Source organism: Amycolatopsis tucumanensis, from assembly GCF_021654135.1.
GTDB classification, from domain to species: domain Bacteria; phylum Actinomycetota; class Actinomycetes; order Mycobacteriales; family Pseudonocardiaceae; genus Amycolatopsis_E; species Amycolatopsis_E tucumanensis.
This window is the reverse complement of sequence record NZ_JAKGSD010000007.1, coordinates 95,283-113,608: the sequence shown is the minus strand read 5'-3', so window position 1 is coordinate 113,608 and position 18,326 is coordinate 95,283. Positions and strand designations below refer to the sequence as shown.

23 protein-coding genes are annotated in these 18,326 nt (G+C 71.5%); 14 read left to right on the top strand and 9 right to left on the bottom strand.

The window, feature by feature from the left end; all coding sequences use genetic code 11:
- Positions 1 to 55 precede the first annotated feature (55 nt).
- Entirely contained in the window at positions 56 to 556 is a 501-nt protein-coding gene (locus tag L2C96_RS10355) for a metallophosphoesterase family protein (RefSeq protein WP_027936404.1), read from the top strand.
- A 397-nt stretch (positions 557 to 953) separates the two neighbouring features.
- Here L2C96_RS10355 and L2C96_RS10350 read toward each other — a convergent pair whose 3' ends face one another.
- Complete coding sequence (locus L2C96_RS10350) at positions 954 to 1,619, bottom strand: TetR/AcrR family transcriptional regulator (RefSeq protein WP_237335995.1); 666 nt, start codon at positions 1,617 to 1,619, stop codon at positions 954 to 956.
- A gap of 80 nt (positions 1,620 to 1,699) precedes the next feature.
- Complete coding sequence (locus L2C96_RS10345; protein WP_237335994.1) at positions 1,700 to 2,854, bottom strand: saccharopine dehydrogenase family protein; 1,155 nt, start codon at positions 2,852 to 2,854, stop codon at positions 1,700 to 1,702.
- A gap of 268 nt (positions 2,855 to 3,122) precedes the next feature.
- On the opposite strand from L2C96_RS10345, the gene L2C96_RS10340 reads away from it, so the two are divergent.
- The 3 genes from L2C96_RS10340 to L2C96_RS10330 are packed head-to-tail and all read left to right on the top strand — an operon-like array spanning position 3,123 to position 4,969.
- A complete protein-coding gene (locus tag L2C96_RS10340; protein ID WP_237335993.1) occupies positions 3,123 to 3,614 on the top strand; it encodes a GNAT family N-acetyltransferase in 492 nt (163 codons plus the stop codon).
- 60 nt (positions 3,615 to 3,674) lie between these two features.
- Positions 3,675 to 4,004, top strand: coding sequence for a WhiB family transcriptional regulator (locus tag L2C96_RS10335; RefSeq protein WP_020421721.1), 330 nt, complete (start codon positions 3,675 to 3,677; stop codon positions 4,002 to 4,004).
- The gene (locus L2C96_RS10330; RefSeq protein WP_237335992.1) at positions 3,983 to 4,969 is read left to right on the top strand and encodes a TIGR03557 family F420-dependent LLM class oxidoreductase; all 987 of its coding nucleotides are present in this window, start codon (positions 3,983 to 3,985) and stop codon (positions 4,967 to 4,969) included. The genes L2C96_RS10335 and L2C96_RS10330 overlap by 22 nt, the downstream gene beginning before the upstream one ends.
- A gap of 160 nt (positions 4,970 to 5,129) precedes the next feature.
- Here the strand turns inward: L2C96_RS10330 and shbA are convergent, their stop codons facing one another.
- Together shbA and L2C96_RS10320 are read right to left on the bottom strand one after the other, a co-directional pair.
- Positions 5,130 to 5,795 (bottom strand): RNA polymerase sigma factor ShbA, encoded by a 666-nt coding sequence (shbA, locus tag L2C96_RS10325; protein WP_237335991.1) that lies wholly within the window; start codon positions 5,793 to 5,795, stop codon positions 5,130 to 5,132.
- Between the two features lie 274 nt (positions 5,796 to 6,069).
- Positions 6,070 to 6,534: a GtrA family protein gene (locus L2C96_RS10320; RefSeq protein WP_237335990.1), complete on the bottom strand. Its 465-nt coding sequence runs from the start codon at positions 6,532 to 6,534 to the stop codon at positions 6,070 to 6,072.
- Between the two features lie 122 nt (positions 6,535 to 6,656).
- Here L2C96_RS10320 and L2C96_RS10315 point away from each other — a divergent pair, with 122 nt between their 5' ends.
- Together L2C96_RS10315 and L2C96_RS10310 are read left to right on the top strand one after the other, a co-directional pair.
- Positions 6,657 to 7,046, top strand: a complete 390-nt coding sequence (locus L2C96_RS10315; RefSeq protein WP_039791883.1) for a hypothetical protein — start codon at positions 6,657 to 6,659, stop codon at positions 7,044 to 7,046.
- Positions 7,047 to 7,179: 133 nt separating this feature from the next.
- On the top strand, positions 7,180 to 7,494 hold the full coding sequence (locus L2C96_RS10310) for a HesB/IscA family protein (protein WP_237335989.1): 315 nt from the start codon (positions 7,180 to 7,182) through the stop codon (positions 7,492 to 7,494).
- Between the two features lie 43 nt (positions 7,495 to 7,537).
- Here L2C96_RS10310 and L2C96_RS10305 read toward each other — a convergent pair whose 3' ends face one another.
- The 5 genes from L2C96_RS10305 to L2C96_RS10285 form a co-directional block, all read right to left on the bottom strand.
- Entirely contained in the window at positions 7,538 to 8,986 is a 1,449-nt protein-coding gene (locus L2C96_RS10305; protein ID WP_237335988.1) for an FAD-dependent monooxygenase, read from the bottom strand.
- Positions 8,987 to 9,050: 64 nt separating this feature from the next.
- Positions 9,051 to 9,644, bottom strand: coding sequence for an acyl-CoA-like ligand-binding transcription factor (locus L2C96_RS10300; protein WP_237335987.1), 594 nt, complete (start codon positions 9,642 to 9,644; stop codon positions 9,051 to 9,053).
- Positions 9,645 to 9,698: 54 nt separating this feature from the next.
- Positions 9,699 to 10,391, bottom strand: coding sequence for an HAD family hydrolase (locus tag L2C96_RS10295; protein WP_237335986.1), 693 nt, complete (start codon positions 10,389 to 10,391; stop codon positions 9,699 to 9,701).
- A 10-nt stretch (positions 10,392 to 10,401) separates the two neighbouring features.
- Positions 10,402 to 11,376 (bottom strand): 2-hydroxyacid dehydrogenase, encoded by a 975-nt coding sequence (locus L2C96_RS10290; protein WP_237335985.1) that lies wholly within the window; start codon positions 11,374 to 11,376, stop codon positions 10,402 to 10,404.
- Between the two features lie 35 nt (positions 11,377 to 11,411).
- Entirely contained in the window at positions 11,412 to 11,579 is a 168-nt protein-coding gene (locus tag L2C96_RS10285) for a hypothetical protein (protein ID WP_237335984.1), read from the bottom strand.
- 86 nt (positions 11,580 to 11,665) lie between these two features.
- On the opposite strand from L2C96_RS10285, the gene L2C96_RS10280 reads away from it, so the two are divergent.
- The 8 genes from L2C96_RS10280 (at position 11,666) to pcaC (ending at position 18,273) form a co-directional block, all read left to right on the top strand.
- A complete protein-coding gene (locus L2C96_RS10280) occupies positions 11,666 to 12,484 on the top strand; it encodes a CoA transferase subunit A (RefSeq protein WP_237335983.1) in 819 nt (272 codons plus the stop codon).
- Positions 12,485 to 12,516: 32 nt separating this feature from the next.
- On the top strand, positions 12,517 to 13,245 hold the full coding sequence (locus L2C96_RS10275) for a CoA-transferase subunit beta (RefSeq protein WP_051123640.1): 729 nt from the start codon (positions 12,517 to 12,519) through the stop codon (positions 13,243 to 13,245).
- A complete protein-coding gene (locus L2C96_RS10270; RefSeq protein WP_237335982.1) occupies positions 13,242 to 14,417 on the top strand; it encodes a thiolase family protein in 1,176 nt (391 codons plus the stop codon). The genes L2C96_RS10275 and L2C96_RS10270 overlap by 4 nt, the downstream gene beginning before the upstream one ends.
- A 19-nt stretch (positions 14,418 to 14,436) precedes the next feature.
- The gene (gene pcaH / locus L2C96_RS10265) at positions 14,437 to 15,180 is read left to right on the top strand and encodes a protocatechuate 3,4-dioxygenase subunit beta (protein WP_020421709.1); all 744 of its coding nucleotides are present in this window, start codon (positions 14,437 to 14,439) and stop codon (positions 15,178 to 15,180) included.
- Positions 15,181 to 15,253: 73 nt separating this feature from the next.
- Entirely contained in the window at positions 15,254 to 15,799 is a 546-nt protein-coding gene (gene pcaG, locus L2C96_RS10260) for a protocatechuate 3,4-dioxygenase subunit alpha (protein ID WP_237335981.1), read from the top strand.
- Positions 15,792 to 17,117 (top strand): 3-carboxy-cis,cis-muconate cycloisomerase, encoded by a 1,326-nt coding sequence (gene pcaB, locus L2C96_RS10255; RefSeq protein ID WP_237335980.1) that lies wholly within the window; start codon positions 15,792 to 15,794, stop codon positions 17,115 to 17,117. Before pcaG ends, pcaB begins: the two co-directional genes overlap by 8 nt.
- The gene (gene pcaD / locus L2C96_RS10250; protein ID WP_237335979.1) at positions 17,114 to 17,875 is read left to right on the top strand and encodes a 3-oxoadipate enol-lactonase; all 762 of its coding nucleotides are present in this window, start codon (positions 17,114 to 17,116) and stop codon (positions 17,873 to 17,875) included. The genes pcaB and pcaD overlap by 4 nt, the downstream gene beginning before the upstream one ends.
- The gene (gene pcaC, locus L2C96_RS10245) at positions 17,872 to 18,273 is read left to right on the top strand and encodes a 4-carboxymuconolactone decarboxylase (protein WP_020421705.1); all 402 of its coding nucleotides are present in this window, start codon (positions 17,872 to 17,874) and stop codon (positions 18,271 to 18,273) included. Before pcaD ends, pcaC begins: the two co-directional genes overlap by 4 nt.
- Positions 18,274 to 18,326: the final 53 nt, after the last annotated feature.

Genomic DNA, 18,326 nt, shown 5'->3' with positions numbered 1-18,326 from the left:
GGGCGAGGGGATTCGCGCCCTGCTCCGGGTGGCCCAGCGTGATACACCGGTGACCATGCAGCTCCTCGTCATGTCCGACACCCACGTGCCGAAGCGGGCGCGTGATCTGCCGGAACAGCTGTGGCAAGAGGTCGGGCGCGCCGACGTGGTGGTGCACGCGGGCGACTGGGTGGAGGTCGCGCTGCTGGACGAGCTGGAGAAGCGCAGCAAGCGGCTGATCGGCGTGTACGGCAACAACGACGGCCCGGAGCTGCGCGCACGGCTGCCCGAGGTGGCCAGGGCGTCGCTGGACGGCCTGCGGTTGGCGGTGGTGCACGAAACGGGCCCGGCGAAGGGCCGGGAGGCGCGGTGCGCGCGGGACTACCCGGATGCCGACGTCCTGGTGTTCGGGCACAGCCACATCCCGTGGGACACGGTGGCGCCCAATGGATTGCGCCTGCTCAACCCCGGTTCGCCGACGGACCGGCGCCGCCAGCCGGAGCACACGTACCTGACGGCGCGAGTGCGCGCGGGGCGGTTGGAGCAGGTGAAGCTGCACGCGCTGCCGCCCCGCTGATTCCGGTCTCGCGCGGGGCCGTGCCGCCGTGGTCCCGCTGGTCCCGGCGCCGCTGGCGCTCCGGCGCTGCTGGTCCCCGGCGCTGCTGGTGCCCCGGCGCTGCTGGTGGTGCTGGCGCTGGCAGTGCTCGCTCCTGCTCCGCGGGGCGCCGTTGGTGCGGTGCCCCCGCGGTCTCGGCGCTGCTGGTGCCCCGGCGACCCCCGTGCCGTTGCCGCCCCCGGTGCTGCTGACTCCCGCTTCGCGGGGGTGATGTCGTCGGCTGGGCCGCCGCATGCGGTAACCCCGCCGGCCCTGGCGGCCCCGCGGGGCTTGCACCCGCTTCGCGGGGGTGCCGCGGGCCGGACCGCCGCAGCTGGCAGCCGCGGTGCTGGGCCCGCAGCCACGGGGCGGGTCGTGGTCAGTCGCGGCTCGTGGCCGAGTCCGCCCCGTCTGCCGGTTCGCGGCTCGCTGAGCGCGCCTCCGGCACCTTCACCTCCGCCGGTTGCGCCAGCAGCCGCACGATCGAGGTGAACGAATCCACCCCGATGCCCGGGTCCACCGAGCGCAGCAGGCCCAGCCCGAGCGTGATGCTGAACAGCGCGTAAGCCGCCTGCCGGGCGTCCATCGGCAGCCGCACGCCCAGGCGCCGCGCGTTGGTGTTCAGCAGGCCCGTCACCAGGTCGGCGATCTCGGCGTTGCTCTTGGCCAGCCGCCCGAGGAGCTCCGGGTCGCGGCGGCAGTTGAGCAGGTACTCCGCCTCCAAGCGGATCCACTCCTGGTCGCCGCCGGTGCCCGCTGCCCACACCGCGAAAGCCGCCAGGAGTTCCTCGAGGCTGTCGGTGCCGGCCAGGGTCGCGTCCACCGACGCCGCCTTCTCCGCTCGCACCCCCTCCAGAACCGCCAGGCACAGCTCGTCCTTGTTGCGGAAGTTGGAGTAGACGGCGCCCTTCGAGTACCCCGCCTCCTCGGCCACCCGCTCCAGCGAGGTGCCGGTGTAGCCCTCGCGCAGGAACAGCTCCGTCGCCGTGTCCAGGAGGCGGCGGCGCGTGTGCGCCTGACTTTCAGCGCGCGTCAGTCGAGCCATGCGATCACTGTAAGGCTCGACTTGAACTGTGTTTAAGCCTGGTCGGGGTTTCGGTTTTGGGTATCCCCCGTCCGGGTGGTTCAGGACGGCAGCGTCCGGAACGCCAGCCCCGCGTTCTTCAGCCGCGTCAGCAGCGCGTCGCCCATCGCGGCGGCCGGGGAGAGCTGCCCGGCGCGGGACGGCAGGTCGTCGTGCGCCAGGCAGAGCGCGGACTCGGCCAGCATCTTCGCCGTCTCGTCGTAGCCGGGGTCGCCGCCGGAGACCTCGGTGACCACCCGCTTGCCGCCGCCGTCGGCGACGAACCGGACCTTGAACCAGGACTTCGCGCGACGCTGCTCGCTCGGGCCCTGACCGGGCTTGCGCAGGTTGCCCAGCGCCTTGCGCACCGGCGGCAGTTGCACGAGCGCGACCGCCGCGCCCAGCCCGGCGAGCCCGCCCGCCAGCACCGGCAGGTGCTTGACCGCGGCGTAGTGGCTGTAGGTGAAGTCCGGCCCGTACTCGGGCAGCTCCCGCGCCGAGCCGACGACGATCTGCGGGTCGATGGTCGGCAGCGGCACCAGCCAGTGGCCGGTCTCGCCGTCGCGCCGCGGGGTGCCGGCCACCGCGCGCACGCGGCGGCCCTCGGGGCGGTGTTGCACCTTCTTGCGTTCCCGCGCGGCCTGGGCCATCGGCAGCAGCCGGGACGCGGCGCCGAGCGCGGAGGCGTAGGTGCCGCCGGAGAACGTCGCCCCGACGCGGACCTGGCCGCGCACCCGGATCGGCACGTCGTCCGGCAGCTGCTTGACCGTGTAGTAGACGCCCAGGTCGTGCGGGATCGAGTCGAAGCCGCACGCGTGCACGATGCGCGCCCCCGTTTCGGCGGCGCGGGCGTGGTGGCGGACGTACATCAGGTCGGTGAACTCGGGCTCGCCGCACAGGTCCACGTAGTCGGTGCCGGCCTCGGCGCACGCGCCCACCAGCGGCTCGCCGTACTGCACGTAGGGGCCGACCGTGGTGATCACGACCGTCGCCGATTCGGCAACCGCTTTCAGCGACGCGGGGTCGGTGACGTCGGCGTAGAGGAGCGGCAGCTGGGCGAACTTCGGCCCGAGGCCGTCGCGCACGGCCTCCAGCTTGGCGCGGCTGCGACCGGCGAGGGCCCACCGGCAGTCGTCGGGGGCGTGCCGGGCCAAGTACTCCGCGGTGAGCCGGCCGGTGAAGCCGGTCGCGCCGAACAGGACCACGTCGTAAGCCATGCGGGCCACCCTAACGGCTGCCTAGGCTCGATGGATGATCAATGGCGCTCACGTGATCCTGTACAGCCACGACGCGGAGGCCGACCGCGCCTTCCTGCGTGGCGTGCTCGGACAGCCGCACGTCGACGCGGGCGGCGGTTGGCTCATCGTGAAACTGTCCCCCCGCCGAGCTCCGCCTGCCCGGCGGGGAGGTCGGCCTGTACGAGGCCCGCCACCAGCGGGCCGCCGATCTCTGAAATCCGCTGGACGGTCCCGTCACGATGGACCCGTGTGGACGATCAACCCGGTCCCCGTGACCGACGCGGCCGCGCAAGCCGTTCTGCGCGCCTACTTCGACGACGTCGCCAGCCGCTACTACGGCCGCCCCGCGACGGTGGCCGAACTGGACGCCGCGATGGCCGACGACCCCAGCGACGACCTCGTCCCGCCGACGGGCCTGTTCCTGCTCGCGCGGTCGCACGATGAGGTGACCGGCTGCGTCGGCATCCGCGTGCTCGACGTCACGACCGCGGAGCTGACCCGGATGTTCGTCCTTCCCGGAGCGCGTGGCCGGGGAGGTGGTGACCAACTGCTCCGCGCGGCCGAAACCGCAGCTCAGGCACTGGGTTGCGAGCGGATGAGGCTGGACACGCGGCACGATCTGGTGGAGGCTCGTGGGCTCTACGCCAAACACGGCTACCGCGAGATCGAAGCTCCTGAACAACGCTTGTACGCCGATCACTGGTTCGAGAAGCGGCTGGCGCTCGGCCGACAGGTGTAGTGGCCGAAAAACCGGGGTAGTCCTGCGCGCAACTGAGATGGTCGCGGAGGTGAGGTCGAGATGGCGGACACGTCACGGCTCCCGGTGCCTGTTGCCGAAACGTGGGAGTGGCAGAGGCACGGCAACTGCCGGAACTTGGACAGCTCGGTGTTCTTCCACCCGGACGGCGAACGGGGTTTCGCGCGGGCGGACCGGGTCGCGCGGGCGAAGCAGATCTGCATGTCCTGCCCGGTGATCGTCGAATGCCGGCACCACGCGCTCACCGCCGAAGAGCCCTTCGGCGTCTGGGGTGGGCTCGACGAGACCGAGCGGCGAGCGATGATCTCGCGGCGCAAGCAGCTGCTGGCCGGCGCTGAGAAGGAGCAGGAGTGCGTTTCGGTTACACCCTGATGACCGAACAGGCCGGGCCGAGGGAGCTGGTCCGGCACGCGGCGGCCGCCGAGCAGGCGGGGTTCGCGTTCGAGGTGTGCAGTGACCACTACTCGCCCTGGCTCGACGAACAAGGGCACGCCCCGTACGCGTGGAGCGTGCTGGGCGCGGTCACCCAGGTGACGGAACGCGTCGAGCTGCTGAGCTTCGTGACCTGTCCGCTCATGCGGTACCACCCGGCGGTGGTGGCGCAGAAGGCGGCGACCATCTCCCTGCTGTCGGGCGACCGGTTCACGCTCGGGCTGGGCGCGGGCGAGAACCTGAACGAGCACGTCGTCGGGCGCGGGTGGCCGCCGGTGAACGTGCGGCACGAGATGCTGAGCGAGGCGCTCGCCATCATCGGCGACCTGTTCGACGGCGGGTACGTCAACTACTCGGGTCAGCACTACCGGGTCGACTCGGCGAAGTTGTGGGACCTGCCGGAGCGGCGCACGCCGATCGGCGTCGCGGTGTCCGGCAAGCAGTCGGTGACGCGCTTCGCCCCGGTGGCCGACGCGCTGATCGCCACCGAGCCGAAGCCCGAGCTGGTGCACGCCTGGGACGAGGAGCGCGCCCAGCTGGGGCAGGACTCTTCGCGCAAGTACGCGCAGCTGCCGGTGTGCTGGGACCCCGACCCGGAGGCGGCCAAGCAGCGGGCGCACGAGCAGTTCCGCTGGTTCGGCGGCGGCTGGAAGGTCAACGCCGAGCTGCCCGGCACGTCCGGGTTCGCCGGTGCGACCCAGTTCATCACCCCCGACGAGGTCGCGCAGGCCATCCCGTGCGGCCCGGACGCCGAGCCGATCGTGAAGAGCGCCCAGGCCTTCGCCGACGCGGGCTTCACGGATCTGGCGCTGGTCCAGATCGGCGGCGACCACCAGGACGGGTTCTTCGAGTTCGCGTCGCGCGAACTGCTGCCCGCCCTGAACGAGGCCTACGGCACGGCCTAGTTCGTCTTGACGCGGCGGTCCGCCTCACCACCCGTGCAGCTCGCACCGCCGCGGGTTCCGAGACGGCTCCAGCCACGCGCAGCGCGCCCGTTGAGGGCGGTGGTGGGCTGGCGGGAGGGGTCGCTACCCGCACCGCCACGCCAGCCGGTTGTGGATTGGTTCAGTCGAGCAGGTCGCCGTCGCGGGTGATCATGGCTCGCAGCTTGCCCAGGGCGCGGTGCTGCGTGACGCGGACGTTGCCTGCCGAGATGCCCAGCGCCTCGGCCGTCTCGTTCGCCGACAGGCCGACCGCGATCCGCAGCGTCAGGATCTCCTGCTGCAGCTGCGGGAGGGTGGCCAGCAGCTTGGTCATCCGGTCGCCGAGGTCGACGTCGAGCGCGTGCTTCTCCGGCTCGTTGTCGGCCAGCGGCCGTTCCGGCAGCTCGGCGACCGGGTCCGACCGGTCCCGCGAGACCAGGCGGTAGGCGTCGGCGACCTTGTTGGACGCGATGGCGTGCACCAGGTAGAGGAACGATCCGCCCCGGTCCTGGTACTGCGGCAACGCGTGCAGGACGGCCAGGCAGACCTCCTGCGCGACGTCGTCCGCCGAGAGGTAGGACAGGTCGCGTCCGCCCAGCCGCGCCCGGCAGTACCGGACGGCGACCGGGGTGATCATCTGGATCAAGCGGTCCACGGCTCCGCGTTCACCGGTGGCGGCTTCGCGGACGACCGGGTCGAGCTCTTCTTTCGTGAGCCGCTGTGATGCCCGAGGAAAGGCCTGGGGCGTCAGCCCTGGCGCCTCGGGCTCGGATCTTCCAGCAGTGACGGGCGGGACACTCGTTCGCATGGTCGGCTCCCCAACGACAACAACGATGACCCGTCGACCGGTCGCCGTCGGGGGCCCGCGTTTCTTGTTACTTTCGGTGAACGGGTACTCCCTCTAGGTCCCTGCCGACCCGTTCCCGATGAAACTGTGCGTAATCGTAAGTGGTGGTCGCCCGGCAGTCCAGATTTCAACTAGACATACCCCGTTCGCAGCAATAGCCCGCTCGATCGAGTTCTCCAGGTGCGCGAACCGAGCACCCATGAACAATCAAGCGCAAAAGTGACACACTTCTTGGCTATGTGACAACACGCAGGTCATGGGCGCGGAAGACCCACCAACGCAGTACCGCGAACCGGACGATCCCGCCCAGACCGCTCGCTGCCGCGAGTGCGACCGCCTGGAGAGTGGCCGACGGGTTCGTGGTGAACAGGTGTAGCGAAAGCAGCACGAGTGATCCGTAGCCCGCGTAGAAGGCGAATGTCGCCGCGGACTGCAGGTGCAATCGAACGGGTGACGCGGAATGGCCGGCGAACGTTACGCGGCGCTGGAACTCGGTGTTGGCGAGCGTGGTCAGCGCGATGGCGAGCACGTTCGCGGTCACGGCGCCCAGCAGCGGGCGGCCGCCGAGGAAGAGGAGTTCCTGCAGTCCGGTCGTCAGCACTCCGGCGACGACGTACCAGGCGACCGGGTGGTGTTCGGCCGGACGGTGCGCGGCGGGAGCCTCCCGTGCCACCGGCCCGCTGATCCACGTTGCGGTCATACCCAAAACTTACCTACGCTCAGCAATTGTTTGTACTGTACAACCACGTGAGCTTGATCTCGGGTTTGCCCGTTCCGCCGCTCGGGTATCGCCACCGCTAGGACAGCAGGTGAGGAGGACCGATGAGTGAGGCTCATGGCCATCCCGTGCCGGACGCGGTGGAGACCGATCCGGCCGCGTTGAACAGCGCGGAGGACCTCGACGAGGACCGGTTGCGCGTCGACCCGCTCGAGGAGGGCGTTGAGCCGCCGGAGCGGTACATGGCCTCCGACCGGTTCGGCACGACCCCGAACGAGGTACGCGAGGGCGAGAGCCTCGACGGGCGGCTGGCGCAGGAGCGTCCGGACGTCCAGCCGGAGGACGTGCCCGCCGACGAGACCGAAACCCGCGACGGCCTGGACGTCGCCGACGCCGGGCAGAACCTCGGCGACGCGGTCGACCAGAAGGCGGACAACCCGCCCGGCTCGGTGCCGGACGCCATCCGGACACCGCCGGACGAAGACCCTGTGTGAAATCGGTCACATCGGCGCTGACCTGGCGAAACCCAGGGTGAACGGCGATGACGGCCGGTGCAGGACAGCGCTCGCGCGGGGGTGCCCCTACGGTCGGAGGTACGAGTGCACGTGACGCGAAGGGACTGACACGATGCTCGCTTTGACCGATGCCGCCGCCGAGGCCATCAGCGCCCTGACGGCACAGGAGGGCCAGACCGACAGTGGTGGCCTGCGCTTCGCCGTGCAGGCCCAGCAGGACAGCGGCGCGCAGCTGGCGCTGTCCGTGGCACCGGCTCCGGAGGAAGGGGACCAGGTCGTGGGCGCGGACGGGGGCGCGAAGGTGTTCCTGGAGCCGCAGGCCGCGATCTTCCTGGACGACAAGGTGCTGGACGTCCAGCAGGACGAGCAGGGACAGCTGAACTTCGCCGTCCTGCCGCAGCCGGACGCGCAGCAGCCGGGCCTGTAGAACAACGGACTTCTGAGGGAGGGCGCCCGTGCGGCGCCCTCCCTCAGTGCGTTCCGGGGCCGAACCACCTCGTGAGCGCTTGGTGCAGGCCGTCGCCGTCGGAGCCGGTCCAGGCGATGAAGCAGTCCGGCCGCAGCAGGTACGCGGTCTCCAGCCCGGGCGTCTCGACGACGTCGACGGAGTTCCGCCACGGCCCGGCGTCCAGTGTCCCGGTCGGATCGAACAACAACGCCCGCCCGCCGCGGGCGAGCGCGGGCAGGTCCGGCAGGTCCGGTGCGAACCGCCCGGCCGGTTCACCGGGGCCGCCGACGTCGTAGCGGATGTCCGCGCCGGCCATCAGGTCGGCGATGTGCTGCCGGGTCTCGCGCAGTGCGAGCAGTTCCCCGAACAGCTCCCGCAGCGCGGTCACGTCGCCACCCGGCCGGATGAGCAGCGACTGCGCCTGCGTGTGCATCGCGACCCGTTGCGCGACCGGGCGCCGCTCGGACTCGTAGGTGTCCAGCACGTCCACCTCGCCGCGGACCGCCGCCGCGAGCTTCCAGCCCAGGTTGACCGCGTCCTGCAGGCCGAGGTTGAGGCCGGGACCGCCGATCGCGGAGTGCACGTGCGCGGCGTCGCCGAGCAGGAACACGCGGCGGTCCCGGTAGCGCTCGGCGATCCGGGTGTTCCCGCCGAACAGGCGGCGCACCAGGTGCGGCCCCGCGCCGGGTGGCGGCCCGAGCGGCAGGTCCGCGCCGAGCACGCGGGCGGCGCTGGCGCGCACTTCCGCCAGTGACGCTTCGCCGTTCGCGGGCAGACCCCACTCCATGGTGCTGACCACCGGGTTCCGGTCGGGGAACGGCGCCCAGGTGATCAGCCCGCGCGCGGTCCGCAGGTGCTGGAACGGCGGCACGGCACCGAACCCCGGGATCTCCAGCTCGCCGCCAGGGCCGATGAGCCCGGGTGGGACGCTGACCTCCGCCGAGTACGACACGGACTCGTCGGAGGTCACGCCGGGGAACCCGATCCCGGCCAGCTTGCGGACCACGCTGTGCCCGCCGTCCGCGCCGACGAGGAACCGCGCGCGGACCGGCTCGTGCCCGTCGACCTCGACGGTCACCGCGTCCGCGTCCTGGGTCAGACCGGTGACCTCGTGCCCGCGACGGACCTCGACGCCGAGTTCGGCCGCGCGTTCGGCGAGCATCTCCTCGATGCGCCGCTGGGGCACCATCAGCGTGTAGAGGTGGTGGGTGAGGTCGGCCAGCGGCAACGGGAAGGCGCCGAACACGAACCCGCGCGCGGGTTCGGGAGCGCCGGGCCCGCCGGTCAGCCGTTCGTACAGGCCGCGCCGGTCCAGCATCCGCACGACCTCGCCGACCAGGCCGTTGGCGCGGGGTTCGGTGCGGGGGCCGTCGAGACGTTCCAGGACGACCGCGCGGGTGCCGGACAGTGCGAGTTCGCAGGCGAGCATGAGGCCGTTCGGCCCGCCGCCCGCGATGACGACGTCGATCATGGAAAAATCCTTCCGCGCAGGGGGAACCGGCCCGGGTACCCCGCCCGGGCTGTCCACGGTGGAGTTACCGGCCCGCGGAGAGCAGGTCGAATGCTTCGGTGAGCAGGTCCGCCACCGGGCGATCGGTCCGGAGGTGGTGGCCGATCGCGGTGTGCACGGCGGCCACGACCGCGGCCGCCACCAGGTGCGGGTGCAGGTCCCGCTCGAGCGAGGCGCCGGTGCGCTCGGCGACCGCCGCGGCGATCTCGGCTTCCGCCACCGCGCCCGCCTTGAGCAGATCGCCCTGCAGGCCGGGGTCGGCGAGCATCACGCGCACGCCGGCCGTCCAGGTCGCCGGGTCGGGCACCGGGTGCTCGGCCGCGGCGAGGTCCGGGGTGAACTGGGCCGCGGCGGCGGCGCTGATCGCGTCCCACAACGGCTCGTCGGCCGGCCGCTCGCGGAGCGCGACGGCGAGGTTGCGGAGGCGGTCGGTGTGGCGAGCCACGATCGCCTCGCCTTTGCTGGAGAAGTAGTTGTTGAACGTGCGCGGGGAGACCCCGGCCGCCTCGGCGATGTCCTCGACCTTGACGTTGCCGAACCCGCGCTCGACGGCCAGCCGGATGGCCGCCCAGCTGATCGCCGAGCGCGTCTCGGCTTTCTTCCGCTCCCGCAGGCCCATGGCTCCACGGTAGCAAAACTTGCGTGCCGCGCAAACATGCGTGACACGCAAGATTCAGAAGTGGCGCACGAGCTCCCGGAACGAACCCAGCGTGAGCACCCGATCGTCGGTCTCGTCCAGCTCGTCGTGCTCCAGCACCCAGGTGTTCGCGTTGGGGATGAACACCGCGTTCATCCCGGCCGCGCGGGCGGGGCGGATGTCCGACTTCGGCGAGTTGCCGATCATCCACGTCGACTCCGGCGCGAGCATCCGCGCTGACGCCAGGCCGCGGTACACCTCGACGTGCTTCTCCGGCACGATGTGCACCTCGCGGAAGTGGTGGGCCACCCCGGACGCGTCGATCTTGCGCTGCTGCTCCTCGCGATCGCCCTTGGTCAGCAGCATCAGCTCGTGCCGCGAGCCCAGCTCGTCGAGCGTCTCGGCGACGCCCGGGATGAGCTCGACCTCGTGGTTGATCAGCGCCGCCGCCAGCTCCTCGATGCGGGCGCGCTCCGCCGCGGTCGCGGGACGCTCACGCAACTTCTCGAAGCACTCGCCGAGGCTGTGCAGGAACACCTTGGTCCCGTAGCCGTGTGACACCGCGTTGGCCCGCTCGATGTCGTCCAGGATCTCCCGCACCGCGGCGCGCTCCAGCGTGGGATGCGCGATCCAGTCCAGGTAGTCGTCGATGACCCGCTCGAAGATCACGTTGTTCTCCCACAACGTGTCGTCGGCGTCGAGGATCAGGACCTGCCCGTTCAGTCGCACGCTGCGCAGACTAGGAGCGGTCGCCGTCCGGGCGCACCTCATTAACGGCGCCATCGCCCGCCAGCACGGCAGCGACGTTGCGCGCCGCGAGCAGGGCCATCTCGGTCCGGGTTTCGACCGTGGCGGAGCCGAGGTGCGGTGTCACGACCACGTTGTCCATCTCCAGCAGCCGCGGCTCGACCTCGGGCTCCTTTTCGAACACGTCCAGCCCGGCGCCGGCGATCTCCCGCCGCAGCAGCGCGTCGGCCAGCGCGGCCTCGTCCACGACCGGTCCGCGCGTGGTGTTGATCAGGAACGCGCTGTGCTTCATCACGCCCAGCGCCTCGGCGTCGATCAGGTGCCGCGTCTCCGGCGTCAGCGGGCAGTGCAGCGACACCACGTCGGCGGTGCGCAGCAGCTCCAGGAACGACAGGTGCTCCGCGTGCAGCGCCGACTCCACCTCCGGCTTCGCGCGTGACCGTCCGCTGTAGGCGATCCGCATGCCGAACGCGCGGGCCCGGTGGGCCACCGCCTGCCCGATCTGGCCGAGGCCGACGATGCCGAGGGTCTTGCCCTGCAGGCCGGAGCCGAGCATGAACCCGAGGTGGAACGACCAGGGTGTGCGGGACCGCAGCAGCCGTTCACCCTCGCCGATGCGCCGCGTCACCGCGAGCAGCAGGCCGAACGCGAGGTCGGCGGTGGCGTCGGTCAGCACGCCGGGCGTGTTGGTGACCGTCACGCCCCGCGCGGCCAGCGCGGGCACGTCGATGTTGTCGTAGCCGACCGCGACGTTGGCCACGACCTTCAGCTGCGGCCCGGCCGCGTCGGCCACCGCGCCGTCGACGCGGTCGTGCAGCATGCACACCACCGCGTCCGCGCCGCGCACCGCTTCGCGCAGCTCGTCGGGGCTGAGCGGCCGGTCCTCGCCGGACACCCAGACCTCGCCCGCCTCGCGGAGCACCACCATCGCTGCTTCCGGAACCCGCCGCGTCACCACGATTCGCATGGGCTCCAGCTTCGCAGGATCGGCGACCGTCCGCGCTATTCGGGGTCCATGCCCCCGGGGCCGCCCTCGCCCTCCGGTTCGGCTTCGTCCGTGCCGACTTCGGGGTCCTGGTCGCGGTAGGTGGGCTCGGTGTGCTCGCCGCCGATGTCGGCGTCCTGCCGCTCGCTCTCGGCCGTCACCGGATCGATTTCGGGTCCGCTCATGCGTCCACCCTTCCTTGCGTGGCTCCGGACGGCCAGCTATGTTCATATGTAGAACTTGTGTGCGGAATGCGAACGGAAGCAGCTCAATGGCCGAGATAACGTCGCTCCGTGACGCCGTCGCCCAGCTGGTGCACGACGGGGACACGGTCGCCCTCGAAGGATTCACCCACCTGATCCCGCACGCGGCGGGGCAGGAGATCATCCGCCAGCGGCGCAGGGACCTCACGCTGGTCCGGATGACGCCGGACATCGTCTACGACCAGCTCATCGGCGCCGGGTGCGCGAAGAAGCTGATCTTCTCCTGGGGCGGTAACCCGGGCGTCGGGTCGCTGCACCGCTTCCGCGACGCCGTGCAGAACTCCTGGCCGGTGCCGCTGGAGATCGAGGAGCACAGCCACGCCGGCATGGCCAACCGTTACGTCGCCGGCGCGTCCGGGCTGCCGTTCGCGGTGCTGCGCGGCTACCGCGGCACGGACCTGCCCAAGCACACGGACACGATCAAGACGATCACCTGCCCGTTCACCGGCGAGGAACTGGCCGCGGTGCCCGCCATCAACCCGGACGTGTCGATCATCCACGCGCAGCGGGCCGACCGGGCGGGCAACGTCCAGATGTGGGGCCTGGTCGGGGTGCAGAAGGAGGCCGTGCTGGCCGCCAAGCGCAGCCTGGTCACGGTCGAGGAGGTCGTCGACGAGCTGACCCCGGTGCCCGGCCAAGTCATCCTGCCGACCTGGGCCGTCACGGCGGTCGCCGAAGTGCCCAACGGCGCGCACCCGTCCTACGCGGCTGGGTACTCCGAGCGCGACAACGAGTATTACGCGTATTGGGATTCCATTGGGCGGGAGAGGGACTCGTTCCAGCGCTGGCTGGACGAGAAGGTGTTCGGCGTGGAGGTGGCCCAGTGACGACGGTCGAACGGACGTACACGTCCGACGAGATGATGTCGATCGCCGCGGCCCGCGCCCTCACCGGCGGCCAGCGGGTGTTCGTCGGCATCGGCCTGCCCTCCACCGCGGCCAACCTCGCGCGCCGCACCCACGCCGAGGACCTGGTGCTCATCTACGAGTCCGGCACCCTCGGCTCGAAGCCCACCCGGCTGCCCGCGTCGATCGGTGACGGCATCCTCGCCGACACCGCCGACGCCGTGATCAGCGTGCCGGAGGTGTTCAACTACTGGCTGCAGCCCGGCCGGATCGACGTCGGCTTCCTCGGCGCGGCGCAGCTGGACAAGTTCGGCAACATCAACACCACGGTCATCGGCGCCGACTACGCCGACCCGAAGGTCCGCCTGCCGGGCGCCGGTGGCGCGCCGGAGATCGCCGCGAACTGCCACGAGGTCTACGTCGTGGTGCGGCAGAGCAAGCGCAGCTTCGTCGAGCAGGTCGACTTCATCACCTCCTTCGGCCACGGCCGCGGCAAGGGCGAGCGGGAGAAGCTGGGCCTGCCCGGCGCCGGCCCGACCCTGGTGATCACCGACCTCGGCGTGATGCGCCCCGACCCGGAGACCGCGGAGCTGGTGCTGACCCAGATCCACGAGGGCGTCACGGTGGAGCAGGTCAAGGAGGCGACCGGCTGGGACCTGAAGGTCGCGCCGGAGCTGGAGACCACGCCGCCGCCGACCGAGGCCGAGCTGAAGGCCCTGCGGGAGTTGAAGGCCGCCAAATGAGTGACGCATACGTTCTCGACGCCATCCGGACCCCGTTCGGCCGCTACGGCGGCGCCCTGGCGGGAGTCCGCCCCGACGACCTCGCCGCGCACGTGCTGCGTGAGCTGGCCTCCCGCAACGACCTCGACCCGGGCACGGTCGACGAGGTCGTGCTGGGCGACGCCAACCAGGCGGGGGAGGACAACCGCAACGTGGCGCGCATGGCCGCGCTGCTCGCGGGCTGGCCGACCTCGGTGCCCGGTACCACCGTGAACCGGCTGTGCGGCTCCGGCCTGGACGCGGTCATGCAGGCCAGCCGCACCATCGCGACCGGCGACGCGTCGCTGGTCGTCGCGGGCGGCGTGGAGTCGATGACCCGCGCGCCGATGATCCTGCTGAAGCCGGAGAAGGCGTACTCCCCGGCGACGCAGACCCTGCATTCGAGCACGCTCGGCTGGCGCATGGTCAACCCGGAGATGCCCGAGCAGTGGACGATCTCGCTGGGCGAGAGCACCGAGCGGCTGGCCGAGAAGTACGGCATCACCCGCGAGGCGCAGGACGAGTTCGCCCTGCGCAGCCACCTCAACGCGGCGAAGGCGTGGGACGCCGGCTTCTACGACGACCACGTCGTGCCCGTCCCCGGCACCGACCTGACCCGCGACGAGGGCATCCGCGCCGACTCGACGCTGGAGAAGCTGGGCAAGCTCAAGCCCGCGTTCCGCAAGAACGGCACCATCACCGCGGGCAACGCCTCGCCGCTCAACGACGGCGCGTCCGCCGTCCTGCTGGGCGACCAGGCCGCGGCTGACCGGCTCGGCAAGACACCTCTGGCACGCATCGCGGGTCGCGGTGCGGCGGGTGTCGACCCGGACGTGTTCGGCATCGGCCCGGTGCGGGCCGCGGAGATCGCGCTGGAGCGCGCCGGGATCGGCTGGGAGCAGCTGGCCGCGGTCGAGCTGAACGAGGCGTTCGCCGCGCAGTGCCTGTCCTGCTTCGCCGACTGGCCCAAGCTCGACCCGTCGATCGTGAACGTCAACGGCGGCGCGATCGCGATCGGGCACCCGCTGGGCGCCTCCGGTGGCCGCATTCTCGCGTCGCTGGCCTACGAGCTGCGCCGCCGCGGCGGTGGCTACGGGCTGGCCGCGATCTGCATCGGCGTGGGCCAGGGGCTCGCGGTCGTGCTGGAAGCGTGAGGAGAAAGGAAACCGTGCTATGGCAGCACCGACGAGTAACAAGCTGATCCTGCCGCGCTACCGGCGGGACCCGGAGGGCACGCACCCGCCGCTGGACTCACCGGGCTACCGGTCGACGGCCCTGCGGCATCCGAAGCAGCCGCTCGTTCTGCTGCCGCAGATGCTCACCGAGGTGACCGGCCCGCTGCTCGGCCCCGGCCGCCTCGGTGAGTTCGACAACGACCTGACCCGCCAGCACGCGGAAGAGCCGCAGGGGCAGCGCATCCTGGTGCACGGCCGCCTGCTCGACGGCGACGGCCGGGGCATTCCGAACTCGCTGATCGAGATCTGGCAGGCCAACGCGGGCGGCCGCTACCGGCACATCGGTGACAACTGGCCCGCGCCGCTGGACCCGAACTTCGACGGCGTCGGCCGCACCATCACCGACTCGGAAGGCCGGTACGAGTTCACCACCATCAAGCCGGGCGCGTACCCGTGGAAGAACCACGACAACGCCTGGCGGCCCGCGCACATCCACTTCTCGGTGTTCGGGCAGGCGTTCACGCAGCGCCTGGTGACGCAGATGTACTTCCCGGACGACCCGCTGTTCTTCCAGGACCCGATCTTCAACTCGATCCCGGACGAGAAGGCGCGGCAGCGGATGATCTCGCGGTTCGATTACAGCCGCACGACCGACCACTGGGCGCTGGCGTTCGAGTTCGACATCGTGGTGCGCGGGCGCGAGCAGTCGGTGTTCGAGAACGAGGAAGAGGAGGACGAGTGAGCGACACTTGGCCCTTTTCGCGCTTGCTCGTCCGACCGGGTGCGGGTGTCCCGCAGAACACAGAGGAGGACGAATGACGACCCCTTCGCAGACCGTCGGCCCCTACCTCGCGATCGGCTTGCCCTGGGAGGACGGCCCGACCGTGGTGCCCGAGGGCACCGAGGGCGCGGTGTGGATCCGTGGCACCGTCACCGACGGCGAGGGCAACCCGGTCCCGGACGCGATGATCGAAACCTGGCAGGCTGATCCGCAGGGCCACTTCGACCACCCGGACGACCCGCGCGGCCGCGTTCCCGGGTTCCGCGGGTTCGGCCGCTGCCCGACCAAGCCGGACGGCAGCTACGAGATCCTCACCCTGCTGCCGGGCGCGATCCCGGGCGAGAACGGCGCGACGCAGGCCCCGCACATCGACGTGTCGGTGTTCGCGCGCGGGCTGCTGCACCGGGTCGTCACGCGCATCTACTTCCCGGAGAACACCGAGGCCAACGCCGCCGACGCGGTGCTGAACTCGGTGCCGGAAGACCGGCGCGGCACGCTGATCGCGGCCAAGACCGACGACGGGTACCGCTTCGACGTGCGTCTCCAGGGTGAGGCTGAGACAGTGTTCTTCGATGTCTGACCTGTTCGACCCGATTCTCGCCGCCGGGCCGGTCCGCGACGAGGTCTCCGACGCCGCCTGGCTGCGGGGACTGCTCGACGCGGAAGCGGCGCTGGCGGAGGCGGAGGCGGACGCGGGCGTGATCCCGCGCGAGCACGCCGACCGGATCGCCGCCGTGGCTCGTGACGGGAAGTTCGACCCCGCCGCGATCGGTGCGAAGTCCGTCGGCGTCGGCAACCCCGCCGCGCCGCTCGTGCGGGAGCTGACCGCGCAGGTCGGCGGCGAGGCGGGCCGGGTGGTGCACCTTGGCGCGACCAGCCAGGACATCGTGGACACCGCGGCGATGCTGGTGTCCGCGCGTGCGGTGGACGTGCTGCTCGGCGAGGTCGAGGCGTGCGCGGACCGGCTCGCCGACCTGGCGCGGGAGCACGCCGGCACTGTCCAATCGGGACGGACGTTGCTGCAGCAGGCGCTGCCGGTGACGTTCGGGTTCCAGCTCGCCGGCTGGCTCTCCGGGCTGGACGCGGCCGCGGACCGGTTGCGGGCACAGCGGTTCGCGGTGCAGCTCGGCGGGGCGACCGGCACGCTGGCGTCGCTGGGCGAGCAGGGGCCGGCGGTGCTGGCGGCCTTCGCGCGCAGGCTCGGGCTGGCGGAACCCGCGATGCCGTGGCACACCGAGCGGACGCGCATCGCGGAACTCGCCGGGGCGCTCGGTTCGTTGGCGGGTGTGGTCGCCGGTGCGTCGCGGTCGCTGGTGCTGCTCGCGCAGACCGAGGTCGGGGAGATCGCCGAGGTCGCCGAGGGCAGCGGCGGCTCGTCCACCATGCCGCACAAGCGGAACCCGGTCGCCGCGGTGGCGGCCGGGGCGGCCGCGCAGCAGGCGCCCGGACTGGTCGCGACCCTGCTCGGCGCGATGGCGCAGGAGCACCAGCGCGCCGCCGGGTCCTGGCACGCCGAGTGGCGCCCGCTGACGGAACTGTTCCGCAGCACCGGATCCGCCGTGCACTGGCTGCGCACGAGCCTGGACCGGCTCCAGGTCGACGCGGACCGGATGCGCGCGAACTTGGACATCACGCGCGGTGCGCTGCTGTCCGAACGGATCACGACCGCGTTGGCGGCCGAGACCGGGCGGCTCGAAGCACACGACGCGGTGAGCGCGTGCACTCGCCGCGCTTTGGCCGGCGAGGGCGAGCTGGCCGATCTGCTGGCCGAGGACGCCTTGGTGGGCAAGCACCTGTCGCGCGAGCGCATCGGCGAACTGCTGGACCCGGCCGGTTACCTGGGGAGCGCGCGGGTCTTCGTCGAACGGGTGCTGGAGAAGCGAAAGGGGACTTCGTGAAGGTCCACTACGAGACCGCGGGCGACGGCGAACTCGTCGTCCTGAGCAACTCCATCGGCAGCAACCTGCGCATGTGGGAGCCGCAGGTGAAGCCGTTGGTGGACAACGGTTTCCGCGTCGTCCGCTACGACACGCGGGGTCACGGGCAGTCGCCGGTGCCGCCAGGGCCGTACTCGATCGCCGACCTCGGCCGTGACGTCGTCGAGCTGCTGGACACGTTCGGCGTCGAGTCCGCGCACTTCGTCGGCCTGTCGCTGGGCGGGATGACCGGCGCCTGGCTCGGGCAGCACGCGCCGTCGCGGATCCGGTCGCTGGCCCTGACGTTCACCTCGGTCAAGCCCGGCAACGTCGACATGTGGACCGGGCGCGCGAAGCAGGTGCGTGCCGAGGGCATGGCGACGATCGCCGAGGGCAGCATCGGCCGGTGGTTCACGCGGGACTGGATCGACGCGAACCCCGAACTGGCCGAGGAGCTGCGGCAGATGACGGCCACGACCCCGGCCGAGGGCTACGCGTCGTGCTGCGAGGCCATCGCCGGGCTCGACCTGACCGCCGGGCTGGGCACGATCACCGCACCGACCCTGGTGATCTCGGGAGCCGACGACGCCGCGCTGCCGCCCTCGCACGGGCAGGTCATCGCCGACGGCATCCCGGGCGCGAAGTTCGAGGTGATCGACCACGCCGCCCACCTGGGCAGCTACGAGCAGGCAGGCAAGTTCACCGAACTGCTCCTGGACCACCTGAAGGGGGCGCGATGAGCGACGAGCTGTACGACGCGGGCATGAAGGTCCGGCGCGAGGTGCTGGGCGACGCGCACGTCGACCGCGCCACCGCCAACGCGACCGAGTTCACGCAGAAGTTCCAGGACTACATCACCCGCGCCGCGTGGGGCTCGATCTGGACGCGCGAGGGCCTGGACCGCAAGACCCGCAGCTGCATCACGCTGGCCGTGCTCACCGCGCTGCACTGCCACGGCGAGATCGCGATGCACGTCCGCGCCGCCGTCGGCAACGGGCTGACCGCCGACGAGATCGGCGAGGTGCTGCTGCACGCCGGCGTGTACGCGGGGGTGCCGGCGGCCAACGAGGCGTTCGCCATCGCGCAGAAGACGCTGGCCGAGATGGGAGAGCCCACCGCCCAGCCGCGCGCCCACTAATCCCGCCCGTCGCCCGCCACCACCCTCGACGGAGGCGCTTCGCGCCGCAGTTA